This is a genomic window from Pseudomonas sp. EA_65y_Pfl1_P113, assembly GCF_963970525.1.
Classification (GTDB): domain Bacteria; phylum Pseudomonadota; class Gammaproteobacteria; order Pseudomonadales; family Pseudomonadaceae; genus Aquipseudomonas; species Aquipseudomonas tritici.
Genome location: NZ_CAXAQM010000025.1, coordinates 15914 through 28927 on the forward strand (window position 1 = coordinate 15914; position 13014 = coordinate 28927).

Here is a 13014-nt window from a genome sequence, read left to right on the forward strand (position 1 = left end):
GAGGGTCTGGCCGAACGTCCTTAAGAGTGCAAAGACTTATGGCAAAGCGTGACTATTACGAAGTGTTGGGTGTGGAGCGCGGCTCCAGCGAGGCGGACCTGAAGAAGGCCTACCGTCGCCTGGCGATGAAGCATCACCCGGACCGTAATCCGGATAGCAAAGAATCCGAAGAGATGTTCAAAGAGGCCAATGAGGCCTACGAATGCCTGTCTGATCCCAACAAGCGTGCGGCCTACGACCAGTATGGCCATGCCGGTGTCGACCCGAACATGGGGGGCGGCGGTGCCGGTTTTGGTGGTCAGAACTTCTCCGACATTTTCGGCGATGTATTCAGCGATTTCTTCGGCGGTGCCCGGGGTGGTCAGCGTGGCGGCGCCCAGCGTGGCAGCGATTTGCGCTACACCCTGGAATTGAACCTGGAAGAAGCTGTGCGCGGCACCAGCGTCAACATTCGCGTGCCGACGCTGGTCAACTGCAAGCCGTGCGATGGTTCGGGTGCCAAGAAGGGCTCCTCGCCGATCACCTGCCCGACGTGTGGTGGTATCGGCCAGGTTCGTATGCAGCAGGGCTTCTTTTCGGTGCAGCAGACCTGCCCGCGCTGTCATGGCCAGGGCAAGATCATTTCTGATCCGTGCGATTCCTGCCACGGCGAAGGACGTGTCGAAGAGTACAAGACGCTGTCGGTAAAAGTGCCGGCTGGCGTGGATACCGGTGACCGCATTCGCCTGTCGGGCGAAGGTGAGGCGGGTGCTCAAGGCGGACCTACGGGCGACCTGTACGTTGTAATCAATGTGCGCGAGCACTCGATTTTCCAGCGCGACGGCAAGCACCTGTTCTGTGAAGTGCCGATCAGCTTTGTCGACGCAGCCTTGGGTGGCGAGCTGGAAATCCCGACGCTGGACGGACGGGTCAAGCTCAAGATTCCTGAAGGCACGCAGACCGGCAAGCAGTTCCGTATTCGTGGCAAAGGCGTTGCGCCGGTGCGCGGTGGTGGAGCGGGCGACCTGATGTGCCGTGTGGCAGTTGAAACGCCGGTCAATCTGGGGCGTCGTCAGCGCGAATTGCTTGAAGAGTTCCGTAGTTCGCTGGAAGGCGATGACTCACACTCACCGAAAACCACGGGCTTTTTCGATGGCGTGAAGCGCTTCTTCGGCGACCTGTAAGGAATCGAATATGCGACGTATAGCCGTAATGGGCGCTGCCGGGCGCATGGGCAAGACGCTGGTCGAAGCGGTGCAGCAGCGCTCGCCGGCCTCCGGGCTGACCGCGGCGATTGTGCGTCCGGGTAGCACGTTGATCGGTGCGGATGCCGGTGAGTTGGCTTCTCTGGGGCGTATCGGTGTTTCGTTGTCCGGCCACTTGGAGCAGGTGGCTGATGAGTTCGACGTACTGATCGACTTTACGCTGCCGGACGTGATGCTGAAAAACCTGGCGTTCTGCCGCAGGGCGGGTAAGGCCATGGTGATTGGCACCACCGGTTTGACAGCTGAGCAGAAGCAGTTGTTGGTGGAGGCGGGGAAGGATATTCCGGTCGTCTTCGCGGCGAACTTCAGTGTCGGTGTGAATCTGTCGCTCAAATTGCTGGACCTGGCGGCGCGCGTGCTGGGTGATGAAGCGGATATCGAGATCATCGAGACCCATCATCGCCACAAGATCGACGCGCCGTCGGGTACTGCATTGCGCATGGGTGAAGCCATCGCCGATGCGCTGGGTCGCGATTTATCGAAAGTGGCGGTGTACGGGCGTGAAGGTCACACCGGTGCGCGTGCGCGTGACACCATCGGCTTTGCGACTGTGCGCGGTGGCGACGTGGTCGGTGATCACACTGTGTTGTTCGCCACTGAAGGCGAGCGCCTGGAAATCACGCACAAGGCGTCTAGTCGGATGACCTTTGCCAAAGGTGCGGTACGTGCTGCGCTGTGGTTGGAAGGGCGCGAGCCAGGCCTCTACGACATGCGCGATGTGCTGGATCTGCACTGATCAGTCGCTCAAACAGGGCTTCAAGCTTATGCTTGGGCCCCGTTTTTCCCGCTAAGCGACGTCCTGTCGCATTCCCCTGCCTTTTAGACTCATTAGCGGTGGACCAAAAAAGCCTTTTTCTGTAAGCTACAGCTTTAGTGTGTTCACTAAAAGCGCGCAGAATAATTCAGTGAATGAGCGGGGTGACGTGTCCATACGTCACTCCGCTTTTTTACACCTGCGATCGCCCTTTCAGGCTTTATTTACGGGAGGTCTTCTTGACTAAGCCAGCCATACTCGCCCTTGCTGATGGCAGCATTTTTCGCGGCGAAGCCATTGGAGCCGACGGTCAGACCGTTGGAGAGGTGGTGTTTAACACTGCCATGACCGGCTATCAGGAAATCCTTACCGATCCTTCCTACGCCCAACAGATCGTTACCCTGACCTATCCGCACGTCGGCAACACCGGTACTACACCGGAAGACGTCGAGTCTGATCGTGTCTGGTCGGCTGGTCTGGTGATTCGTGACCTGCCACTGGTTGCGAGCAACTGGCGTAACACGATGTCGCTGTCCGACTACCTCAAAGCCAACAACGTTGTGGCTATCGCGGGTATCGATACGCGCCGCCTGACACGCATCCTGCGTGAAAAAGGCTCGCAGAACGGCTGCATCATGGTCGGTGACAATATCTCCGAAGAGGCGGCGATTGCCGCAGCGCAAGGTTTCCCTGGCCTGAAAGGCATGGACCTGGCGAAAGTCGTCAGCGTTAAAGAGAAGTACGAGTGGCGCTCCACTGTCTGGGACTTGAAGACCGACAGTCACGCGACTATCGATGCCGCTGAGCTGCCGTACCACGTTGTCGCCTATGACTACGGCGTCAAATACAACATCCTGCGCATGTTGGTAGAGCGCGGTTGCCGCGTGACCGTGGTGCCGGCGCAAACTCCGGCCAGCGATGTATTGGCCTTGCAGCCAGACGGCGTGTTCTTGTCCAACGGCCCGGGTGACCCTGAGCCATGCGACTACGCTATCCAGGCCATCAAGGACGTGCTGGAGACCGAGACTCCGGTGTTCGGCATCTGCCTCGGCCACCAGCTGCTGGCACTGGCTTCCGGCGCCAAGACCCTGAAAATGGGCCACGGCCACCACGGTGCCAACCACCCAGTGCAGGACCTGGACACCGGTGTTGTGATGATCACCAGCCAGAACCACGGTTTTGCGGTGGATGAAGCGACCTTACCGGCTAATGTCCGCGCCATTCACAAGTCGCTGTTCGACGGTTCCCTGCAAGGCATCGAGCGCACTGACAAGAGCGCGTTCAGCTTCCAGGGCCACCCTGAAGCCAGCCCGGGCCCGAACGACGTAGCGCCGCTGTTCGACCGTTTCATCAATGAGATGGCCAAGCGACGCTAACTGAGCGGTCTGCGGGCGGCCCCCTACTCCGGCGGCCCCTGCAGGCTCTCTAAAGATTGTTCAAGACGGCTTGCCGACTGACCTGCGGATTTGAGTGACAAACCCATGCCAAAACGTACAGACATAAAAAGCATCCTGATTCTCGGCGCTGGCCCGATCGTGATCGGCCAGGCCTGCGAATTCGACTACTCCGGCGCCCAGGCCTGTAAAGCCCTGCGCGAGGAGGGCTACCGCGTCATCCTGGTGAACTCCAACCCAGCCACCATCATGACCGACCCGGACATGGCCGACGCCACCTATATCGAGCCGATCAAGTGGCAGACCGTTGCCAAGATCATCGAGAAAGAGCGTCCGGACGCGCTGCTGCCGACCATGGGCGGCCAGACTGCTCTGAACTGCGCACTGGACCTGGAGCGCGAAGGCGTCCTGGAAAAGTTCGGCGTAGAGATGATCGGCGCGAATGCCGACACCATCGACAAAGCAGAAGACCGTTCGCGCTTTGACAAGGCAATGAAATCCATCGGCCTGGACTGCCCGCGCTCGGGCATCGCCCACAGCATGGAAGAAGCCAACGCAGTGCTCGAGAAGCTGGGCTTCCCGTGCATCATCCGTCCGTCCTTCACCATGGGTGGCACCGGCGGCGGTATCGCTTACAACCGTGAAGAGTTCGAAGAAATCTGCGCCCGTGGCCTGGACCTGTCGCCGACCAAAGAGCTGCTGATCGACGAATCCCTGATCGGCTGGAAAGAGTATGAGATGGAGGTTGTCCGCGATAAGAAGGACAACTGCATCATCGTCTGCTCTATCGAAAACTTTGACCCAATGGGCGTGCACACCGGTGACTCGATCACTGTTGCGCCGGCACAGACCCTGACGGACAAGGAATACCAGATCATGCGTAACGCCTCCCTGGCGGTACTGCGCGAGATCGGCGTGGAAACCGGCGGCTCCAACGTCCAGTTCGGCATCTGCCCGGACACGGGTCGCATGGTCGTCATCGAGATGAACCCGCGGGTATCCCGTTCCTCGGCTCTGGCCTCGAAAGCCACCGGTTTCCCGATTGCGCGTATCGCTGCCAAGTTGGCGATCGGCTATACCCTTGACGAACTGCAGAACGAAATCACCGGCGGCGCTACTCCAGCGTCCTTCGAGCCGTCGATCGACTACGTCGTGACCAAGTTGCCACGCTTCGCCTTTGAGAAATTCCCGAAAGCCGACGCACGCCTGACCACTCAAATGAAGTCGGTGGGTGAGGTCATGGCTATCGGTCGGACTTTCCAGGAATCCCTGCAGAAAGCTTTGCGCGGTTTGGAAGTGGGCGTTTGCGGCCTGGACGAAAAGCTCGACCTGAGCAACCCGGAAAGCATGAGCATCCTCAAGCGCGAATTGACCGTGCCCGGCGCCGAGCGCATCTGGTACGTGGCTGACGCCTTCCGCGCCGGTCTGTCGGTCGAAGACATCTTCGGCATGAACATGATCGACCCGTGGTTCCTGGTGCAGATCGAAGACCTGATCAAGGAAGAAGAGAAGGTCAAGACCCTGGGGCTGGCCAGCATCGACCGCGACTTGATGTTCAAGCTCAAGCGCAAAGGCTTCTCCGACATGCGTCTGGCCAAGCTGCTGGGCGTGACCGAGAAAGCGCTGCGTCGTCACCGTCACAAGCTGGAGATCTTCCCGGTCTACAAGCGCGTTGACACCTGCGCGGCTGAGTTCGCCACCGACACCGCCTACATGTACTCGACTTACGAGGAAGAGTGCGAAGCCGCGCCTTCGGGCCGCGACAAGATCATGATCCTCGGCGGCGGTCCAAACCGTATCGGCCAGGGTATCGAGTTCGACTACTGCTGCGTACACGCGGCACTGGCCCTACGCGAAGACGGTTACGAGACCATCATGGTCAACTGCAACCCGGAAACTGTTTCCACCGACTACGACACTTCCGATCGCTTGTACTTCGAACCCGTGACCCTGGAAGACGTGCTGGAAATCTGCCGGGTTGAGAAGCCTAAGGGTGTAATCGTCCAGTACGGCGGCCAGACCCCGCTGAAACTGGCGCGTGCACTGGAAGAGGCCGGCGTGCCAATCATCGGCACCAGCCCGGACGCCATCGACCGTGCCGAAGACCGCGAGCGCTTCCAGCAAATGGTTGAGCGCCTGAACCTGCGTCAGCCGCCAAACGCCACCGTGCGCAGCGAAGATGAAGCCATTCGCGCAGCCAGCAAGATCGGCTACCCGCTGGTGGTGCGTCCGTCCTACGTGTTAGGCGGTCGTGCGATGGAAATTGTCTACGAAGAAGAAGAGCTCAAGCGCTACCTGCGTGATGCGGTGAAAGTGTCCAACGACAGCCCGGTGCTGCTCGACCACTTCCTCAACTGCGCCATCGAAATGGATGTGGACGCAGTCTGCGACGGCACCGACGTAGTGATCGGCGCGATCATGCAGCACATCGAACAGGCTGGCGTTCACTCCGGTGACTCCGCTTGCTCGCTGCCGCCGTACTCGCTGCCGGCGCACATCCAGGACGAGATGCGCGAACAGGTCAAGAAAATGGCCCTGGAACTGGGCGTGGTCGGTCTGATGAACGTACAGTTGGCGCTGCAAGGCGAAGACATCTACGTCATCGAAGTCAACCCGCGCGCGTCGCGTACTGTACCGTTTGTTTCCAAGTGCATCGGTGTGTCCCTGGCTATGATCGCTGCCCGCGTGATGGCCGGTAAGACCCTGAAGGAAATCGGCTTCACCAAGGAAATCATTCCGAACTTCTACAGCGTGAAAGAGGCGGTGTTCCCATTTGCCAAATTCCCTGGTGTGGACCCGATCCTGGGCCCAGAGATGAAGTCCACCGGTGAAGTGATGGGCGTGGGCGATACCTTCGGCGAGGCGTTTGCTAAAGCCCAAATGGGTGCCAGCGAAGTGCTGCCGACCGGCGGTACTGCGTTCATCAGCGTGCGCGATGACGATAAGCCGCTGGTTGCGGGCGTGGCCCGTGATTTGATCAACTTGGGCTTCGAGGTCGTGGCCACCGCCGGGACCGCCAAACTGATCGAAGCCGCCGGCCTGAAAGTGCGTCGCGTGAATAAAGTGACGGAAGGCCGTCCGCACGTGGTCGACATGATCAAGAATGACGAAGTCACCCTGATCATCAACACCACCGAAGGTCGCCAGTCGATCGCGGACTCCTATTCCATTCGTCGTAACGCTTTGCAGCACAAGATCTACTGCACCACCACCATTGCTGCTGGCGAAGCCATCTGTGAAGCGCTCAAGTTCGGTCCGGAAAAGACCGTGCGTCGCTTGCAAGATCTACACGCAGGATTGAAGGCATGACCAAATACCCAATGACCGTCCAGGGCGCCAAGGCCCTGGAAGAGGAACACGCCCATCTGACCAAAGTCGTCCGCCCGAAGCTGAGCCAGGATATCGGCACCGCTCGCGAGCTGGGTGACTTGAAGGAAAATGCCGAATACCACGCTGCTCGCGAGCAGCAAGGTATGGTCGAGGCGCGGATCCGTGACATCGAAGGCCGTATGCAGAATGCGGTAATCATCGATGTGACGACCATTCCACATACCGGCAAGGTGATTTTCGGCACCACCGTGGAAATCGCCAACGTCGAGACAGATGAGCGCGTCGTCTACCACATCGTGGGCGAAGACGAAGCTGACTTCAAACTCGGCAAGATCTCCGTTGGTTCTCCGCTTGCCCGCGCCTTGATTGCCAAGGAAGAGGGTGATGTGGTGGCTGTGAAAACGCCAAGCGGCGTGATCGAGTACGAGATTGTTGAAGTTCGTCACATCTGAAAGACGGCGCCCGCTCTATGCGGGCGCCATGCTTTGGCAGCTCTCCCAGATGCTTTGGGTGGGAGGCCTGTGGTTGTTGCACATCGGTGTGTTGCCGGCGCTGGGCCTGGTTGGCCTGGCACCGTTGCTGATCGATGAAATCGATGGATTACTCAGTGCGTTGCTGGTGGGTTTCGCGGCGGCGTGCGTGACGCTCCAGGCGTTGGTGCTGGTCAAGGCCGAAGGCTTGGGGAGTTTATGGCGGGATATTCGCGGCCAACTGCTGTTGATGGCGCTGTATGCGTGCGCAATGTTTTGCGTGGTGCATGTGTGGCTGCCGGAAGCGTTGCGCTGGCAGCTGTTCAGCTATCTTGTGCTAGGGTTCTCCGGTCTGGTGCTGGTTATACAGCCGGCACCGGGATGGAGTGGCGGGGCGCGCGAAGCACGCCCGTAACCCTTGATATCATTTGAAACGATGAACGTTCGACAGTTGCTTGTTGACGCTGAAGTTCTTGCGATACAGCAGCGCCATCTTGCCGATGACCTGAACCAGGTCCGCTTTGCCCACCTTGCACAGTTCTGCAATGGCGGCCAGGCGCGCTTCGCGGTCAAGGATGTTGACCTTGATCTTGATCAGTTCGTGATCGCCCAATGCGCGTTCAAGTTCGGCTAGCACACCTTCAGTCAAACCGTTGTCTGCCACAATCAGAACTGGTTTCAGATGGTGGCCAATGGATTTGTACTGTTTCTTCTGCTCTTGAGTGAGCGGCATAATCTGACCCCTGCGTCTGATCTTGTAAAAAGCGGCGGCCAGTTTACCCGAGCGAGTCCGGGACCGCCCAGTTAATCACGACCCGTTTTATTTTCGAGGTGGCCCGTGGCCCGTTCCAAAACTAGCCTTAAGTGGCTGCAAGAGCATTTCAACGACCCTTACGTCAAAAAGGCGCAAAAGGACGGCTACCGTTCACGGGCCAGTTACAAGCTGCTGGAGATCCAGGACAAGGACAAGTTGATCCGTCCAGGCATGAGCGTTATCGACCTTGGCGCGGCGCCGGGTGGGTGGTCGCAGGTGACCAGTCGTCTGATTGGTGGTCAAGGTCGCTTGATCGCTTCCGACATCCTGGAAATGGACAGTATCCCGGATGTGACCTTTGTTCATGGGGACTTCACCCAGGACGCCGTGCTCGCACAGATCCTTGAGGCTGTGGGAAATTCGCAGGTGGACCTTGTGATTTCCGACATGGCCCCCAATATGAGTGGATTACCGGCCGTCGATATGCCGCGAGCCATGTTCCTGTGTGAACTGGCCCTGGATTTGGCGGGTCGGGTGTTGCGTCCTGGTGGTGACTTCCTGGTGAAGGTCTTCCAGGGCGAAGGGTTTGACGAGTACCACAAGAACATCCGCAAGTTGTTCGACAAGGTGCAGACGCGCAAGCCTGACTCTTCCCGGGACAGGTCCCGGGAGCAGTATCTGTTGTGCCGCGGCTTCCGCGGTGTTGAAGGCGCTGCGAGCGAAGAGCGTTTTTGAGGATTTGGAGGAGGGCGATAGGTTTTTTTATATCGCTTTCGTCACGAAGCTTTACGAATATTGTGTAGTCAAAGTTTCACAAAGGGTTACAGACGGCGCCTGCCAGAGTTGTAGGTAATGTAGTAAGTTAGGCCGGTGAATATCATGCGAAGCGCGCGCCAGTAGCGGAGCTTGCTTCAGAGGGTAGTTAATTGAACGATATGGCAAAGAATCTGATCCTGTGGTTGATCATCGCGGCTGTCCTTGTGACGGTGATGAACAACTTCTCCAGCCCTAATGAGCCGCAGACCCTCAACTATTCCGACTTCATCCAGCAAGTTAAGGATGGCAAAGTCGAGCGCGTAGCGGTTGATGGCTACGTGATTACCGGTAAGCGCGTCGATGGCGACAGCTTCAAGACCATTCGTCCGGCTATTCAGGACAACGGTCTGATCGGCGATCTGGTGGATAACAAGGTCGTTGTTGAGGGTAAGCTGCCTGAGCAGCAAAGCATCTGGACCCAGCTTCTGGTGGCGAGCTTCCCGATTCTGGTAATCATCGCCGTGTTCATGTTCTTCATGCGCCAGATGCAAGGCGGTGCGGGAGGCAAGGGCGGGCCGATGAGCTTCGGCAAGAGCAAGGCGCGCCTGCTCTCCGAAGACCAGGTGAAAACCACCCTGGCTGATGTTGCCGGTTGCGACGAGGCCAAGGAAGAAGTGGGCGAGCTGGTCGAGTTCCTGCGCGATCCAGGCAAGTTCCAGCGCCTGGGTGGTCGTATTCCGCGCGGCGTGCTGATGGTCGGTCCTCCGGGTACTGGTAAAACCTTGCTGGCCAAGGCGATTGCCGGCGAAGCCAAGGTGCCTTTCTTCACTATTTCCGGTTCCGACTTCGTAGAAATGTTTGTCGGTGTCGGTGCAAGCCGTGTTCGCGACATGTTCGAACAAGCCAAGAAGCACGCGCCCTGCATCATCTTCATCGATGAAATCGACGCCGTTGGTCGCCATCGTGGTGCCGGCATGGGCGGTGGTCATGATGAGCGTGAGCAGACCCTCAACCAGTTGCTGGTTGAGATGGACGGCTTTGAAATGAATGACGGCATCATCGTCATCGCTGCAACCAACCGTCCTGACGTGCTGGACCCTGCGCTGCTGCGTCCTGGTCGTTTCGACCGTCAGGTCGTGGTTGGCTTGCCGGATATCCGTGGCCGCGAACAGATCCTGAAAGTACACATGCGCAAAGTACCTATGGGTGACGATGTGGCTCCGGCCGTGATTGCCCGTGGTACTCCAGGTTTCTCCGGTGCTGACTTGGCTAACCTGGTCAACGAGGCTTCGCTGTTCGCTGCCCGTACCGGCAAGCGTATCGTTGAAATGAAAGAGTTCGAACTGGCGAAAGACAAGATCATGATGGGCGCTGAGCGCAAATCCATGGTCATGTCCGAGAAAGAGAAGCAGAACACTGCTTATCATGAAGCCGGTCACGCCATTGTGGGGCGCGTTGTGCCTGAGCACGATCCGGTCTACAAAGTGTCGATCATTCCTCGTGGTCGGGCGCTGGGTGTCACCATGTTCCTGCCGGAAGAGGATCGTTACAGCCTCTCCAAGCGCGCACTGATCAGCCAGATCTGCTCGCTGTACGGCGGTCGAATTGCTGAAGAGATGACGCTGGGCTTCGACGGTGTGACCACTGGCGCATCCAACGACATCATGCGTGCCAGCCAGATTGCGCGGAACATGGTCACCAAATGGGGGTTGTCGGAAAAACTCGGTCCTTTGATGTATGCCGAGGAAGAGGGCGAAGTATTCTTGGGGCGTGGCGGTGGCGGTCAAGGCGCCAGCTTCTCCGGTGAGACGGCCAAGCTGATCGACTCCGAGGTGCGCAGCATCATTGACCAGTGCTACGGCACGGCTAAGCAGATCCTGACCGACAACCGCGACAAGTTGGATGCAATGGCCGACGCGCTGATGAAGTACGAGACCATTGATGCCGACCAGATTGACGACATCATGGCGGGGCGCACACCGCGCGAGCCTCGCGATTGGGAAGGTGGTTCGGGCACTTCGGGCACGCCGCCTGTGGTTCAGAACGAACGCCCTGAAAATCCGATCGGCGGTCCGGCAGCTGACGTCTAAGGTTTGAAATGACTTCTGCGTTGTCCTCCACCCGGTTGCCTTGCGGCAGCCGGGTTCTTGATTTGGCCCATACACATGTCATGGGCATTCTTAATGTAACCCCCGACTCTTTTTCCGATGGTGGCCGCTTCAGCCAGCTTGATGCCGCGCTGCGTCATGCCGAGGCAATGGCGGCGTCGGGGGCGACCCTTATTGATGTCGGCGGTGAGTCGACTCGCCCTGGTGCTCGCGTAGTTTCTCCCCTGGAGGAGCTGGAGAGGGTGGCGCCGATAGTTGAGCGTATCTCCCGAGAATTGGATGTGATCATTTCGGTTGATACGTCGACTCCCGCCGTGATGCGCGAGACTGCGCGCCTGGGAGCCGGGCTGATCAACGATGTACGCTCTCTTCAGCGAGATGGCGCGCTGGATGCGGCCGCGGCTACCGGTTTGCCGGTGTGCCTGATGCATATGCTGGGTGAGCCCGGCAACATGCAGGACAACCCTCACTATGATGATCTTGTTGGTGAAGTGAGTGGTTTTCTCGCTGAGCGGATTGCTCAATGCGCTGCCGTAGGGATTGCGGCTGAAAAGATCATCCTCGATCCCGGCTTCGGCTTCGCCAAGACCCTGCAACACAATTTAAGCCTTTTCAAACATATGGAATCCCTGCACGCACTTGGTCGGCCGCTGTTGGTCGGTGTTTCGCGCAAGAGCATGATCGGGCTGGCGCTGAATCGTCCGGTGGGTGAGCGGCTGTACGGTGGTCTTGCACTGGCAGCGCTCGCGGTAACGAAGGGCGCACGCATCTTGCGTGTGCACGATGTCGCCCAGACGGTGGATGTGGTGCGTATGATTGCTGCGGTAGAATCAGCCGAATAAGAATGATGGAGCACTTATGACTAAAAAATACTTTGGCACCGACGGTATCCGTGGTCGGGTCGGCGAATTTCCAATTACCCCTGACTTCATGCTCAAGCTGGGTTGGGCGGCGGGTATGGCGTTCCGCAGTATGGGCGCGTGCCGCATCCTGGTCGGCAAGGACACCCGTATTTCGGGTTACATGTTTGAGTCCGCACTGGAAGCAGGCCTGTCCGCTGCGGGTGCCGATGTAATGCTGCTGGGGCCTATGCCGACACCGGCGATCGCCTACCTGACGCGTACCTTTCACGCTGAAGCCGGTATCGTGATCAGTGCCTCGCACAACCCCCATGATGATAACGGTATCAAGTTCTTCTCGGGCCAAGGCACCAAGCTGCCGGACGAGATCGAGTTGATGATTGAAGAGCTGCTGGATGCGCCGATGACGGTGGTTGATTCCAGCAAGCTGGGCAAGGTGTCGCGAATCAATGACGCGTCTGGCCGCTATATCGAATTCTGCAAGAGCAGTGTGCCGAGCAGTACCAGTTTCGCCGGCCTCAAAATTGTGGTCGACTGCGCTCATGGTGCTACCTACAAAGTAGCGCCCAGCGTATTCAAGGAATTGGGCGCGGACGTGACGGTGCTGTCGGCTCAGCCGAACGGCTTGAACATCAATGATAACTGCGGCTCCACTCACATGGGGCAGTTGCAGGCGGCCGTCCTTGCCGAGCATGCCGACTTGGGTATTGCCTTCGATGGTGATGGCGACCGCGTTTTGATGGTGGATCACACCGGCGCCATTGTGGATGGTGATGATCTGTTGTTCATCATTGCACGCGACCTGCATGAGCGTAACAAGCTGCAAGGCGGCGTTGTCGGCACGCTGATGAGTAATCTGGGGCTTGAGCTGGCCTTGGCAGACCTGGGTATCCCGTTCGTGCGCGCCAATGTTGGTGACCGCTATGTGATCGCCGAACTGCTTGAACGCAACTGGCTAGTGGGTGGCGAGAATTCCGGGCACGTTGTCTGCTTCCAGCACACCACCACAGGCGATGCGATTATTGCTGCGCTGCAGGTGCTGCTGTCATTGCGTCGTCGCGAAGAGAGCCTCGCCCAGGCGCGTCAGGCGCTGCGTAAATGTCCTCAAGTGCTGGTCAATGTGCGGTTTGCCGGTGGCGAAAATCCGATCGATCACCCTGCTGTCAAGGAGGCGTGCGAGCGCGCGACCCTGGCAATGGCGGGGCGTGGCCGTGTGTTATTGCGCAAGTCCGGCACAGAGCCTCTGGTGCGCGTCATGGTCGAAGGTGACGACGAAACACAGGTTCGCGGCCATGCCGAAGACCTGGCAAAACTGGTAACTGAAGTTTGCGCCTGAATTCGGCT

General features: G+C 58.5%; 11 protein-coding genes. 10 read left to right on the forward strand and 1 reads right to left on the reverse strand.

Going from position 1 to position 13014, the window contains the following annotated elements:
• Nucleotides 1-38 precede the first annotated feature (38 nt).
• The 6 genes from dnaJ (at nucleotide 39) to AACY52_RS20585 (ending at nucleotide 7607) form a co-directional block, all read left to right on the forward strand.
• Nucleotides 39-1163, forward strand: coding sequence for a molecular chaperone DnaJ (gene dnaJ / locus AACY52_RS20560; protein WP_339420282.1), 1125 nt, complete (start codon nucleotides 39-41; stop codon nucleotides 1161-1163).
• A gap of 10 nt (nucleotides 1164-1173) precedes the next feature.
• Nucleotides 1174-1980 carry a 4-hydroxy-tetrahydrodipicolinate reductase gene (gene dapB / locus AACY52_RS20565; protein ID WP_339420284.1) on the forward strand — a complete coding sequence of 269 codons (807 nt, stop codon included), beginning with the start codon at nucleotides 1174-1176 and terminating at the stop codon, nucleotides 1978-1980.
• A 257-nt stretch (nucleotides 1981-2237) separates the two neighbouring features.
• Nucleotides 2238-3374, forward strand: coding sequence for a glutamine-hydrolyzing carbamoyl-phosphate synthase small subunit (gene carA / locus AACY52_RS20570; RefSeq protein WP_339420286.1), 1137 nt, complete (start codon nucleotides 2238-2240; stop codon nucleotides 3372-3374).
• 105 nt (nucleotides 3375-3479) lie between these two features.
• Nucleotides 3480-6701 carry a carbamoyl-phosphate synthase large subunit gene (carB, locus tag AACY52_RS20575; protein WP_045060049.1) on the forward strand — a complete coding sequence of 1074 codons (3222 nt, stop codon included), beginning with the start codon at nucleotides 3480-3482 and terminating at the stop codon, nucleotides 6699-6701.
• Entirely contained in the window at nucleotides 6698-7174 is a 477-nt protein-coding gene (greA, locus tag AACY52_RS20580) for a transcription elongation factor GreA (protein WP_049711485.1), read from the forward strand. The genes carB and greA overlap by 4 nt, the downstream gene beginning before the upstream one ends.
• Before the next feature lie 28 nt (nucleotides 7175-7202).
• Complete coding sequence (locus AACY52_RS20585; RefSeq protein WP_339420289.1) at nucleotides 7203-7607, forward strand: MFS transporter; 405 nt, start codon at nucleotides 7203-7205, stop codon at nucleotides 7605-7607.
• Nucleotides 7608-7616: 9 nt separating this feature from the next.
• On the opposite strand, the gene AACY52_RS20590 is transcribed toward AACY52_RS20585, so the two are convergent.
• A complete protein-coding gene (locus AACY52_RS20590) occupies nucleotides 7617-7925 on the reverse strand; it encodes a YhbY family RNA-binding protein (protein ID WP_017139256.1) in 309 nt (102 codons plus the stop codon).
• Nucleotides 7926-8030: 105 nt separating this feature from the next.
• Between AACY52_RS20590 and rlmE the strand changes: the two genes are divergently transcribed.
• The 4 genes from rlmE to glmM all read left to right on the forward strand — a co-directional run bounded on the left by rlmE (nucleotide 8031) and on the right by glmM (nucleotide 13006).
• Nucleotides 8031-8681 (forward strand): 23S rRNA (uridine(2552)-2'-O)-methyltransferase RlmE, encoded by a 651-nt coding sequence (gene rlmE, locus AACY52_RS20595; protein ID WP_032862906.1) that lies wholly within the window; start codon nucleotides 8031-8033, stop codon nucleotides 8679-8681.
• Between the two features lie 200 nt (nucleotides 8682-8881).
• Nucleotides 8882-10792, forward strand: a complete 1911-nt coding sequence (gene ftsH, locus AACY52_RS20600) for an ATP-dependent zinc metalloprotease FtsH (RefSeq protein WP_339420291.1) — start codon at nucleotides 8882-8884, stop codon at nucleotides 10790-10792.
• Nucleotides 10793-10800: 8 nt separating this feature from the next.
• Entirely contained in the window at nucleotides 10801-11652 is an 852-nt protein-coding gene (gene folP, locus AACY52_RS20605; protein ID WP_339420292.1) for a dihydropteroate synthase, read from the forward strand.
• Between the two features lie 16 nt (nucleotides 11653-11668).
• Nucleotides 11669-13006: a phosphoglucosamine mutase gene (gene glmM, locus AACY52_RS20610; protein WP_339420293.1), complete on the forward strand. Its 1338-nt coding sequence runs from the start codon at nucleotides 11669-11671 to the stop codon at nucleotides 13004-13006.
• The last annotated feature ends 8 nt before the right edge of the window (nucleotides 13007-13014 follow it).

Coding starts and splice junctions, on each gene's coding strand:
- AACY52_RS20585 (WP_339420289.1), top strand. CDS start 7,203: ATGCTTTGGCAGCTCTCCCAGATGCTTTGGGTGGGAGGCCTGTGGTTG.
- dnaJ (WP_339420282.1), top strand. CDS start 39: ATGGCAAAGCGTGACTATTACGAAGTGTTGGGTGTGGAGCGCGGCTCC.
- AACY52_RS20590 (WP_017139256.1), bottom strand. CDS start 7,925: ATGCCGCTCACTCAAGAGCAGAAGAAACAGTACAAATCCATTGGCCAC.
- glmM (WP_339420293.1), top strand. CDS start 11,669: ATGACTAAAAAATACTTTGGCACCGACGGTATCCGTGGTCGGGTCGGC.
- carB (WP_045060049.1), top strand. CDS start 3,480: ATGCCAAAACGTACAGACATAAAAAGCATCCTGATTCTCGGCGCTGGC.
- dapB (WP_339420284.1), top strand. CDS start 1,174: ATGCGACGTATAGCCGTAATGGGCGCTGCCGGGCGCATGGGCAAGACG.
- greA (WP_049711485.1), top strand. CDS start 6,698: ATGACCAAATACCCAATGACCGTCCAGGGCGCCAAGGCCCTGGAAGAG.
- folP (WP_339420292.1), top strand. CDS start 10,801: ATGACTTCTGCGTTGTCCTCCACCCGGTTGCCTTGCGGCAGCCGGGTT.
- ftsH (WP_339420291.1), top strand. CDS start 8,882: ATGGCAAAGAATCTGATCCTGTGGTTGATCATCGCGGCTGTCCTTGTG.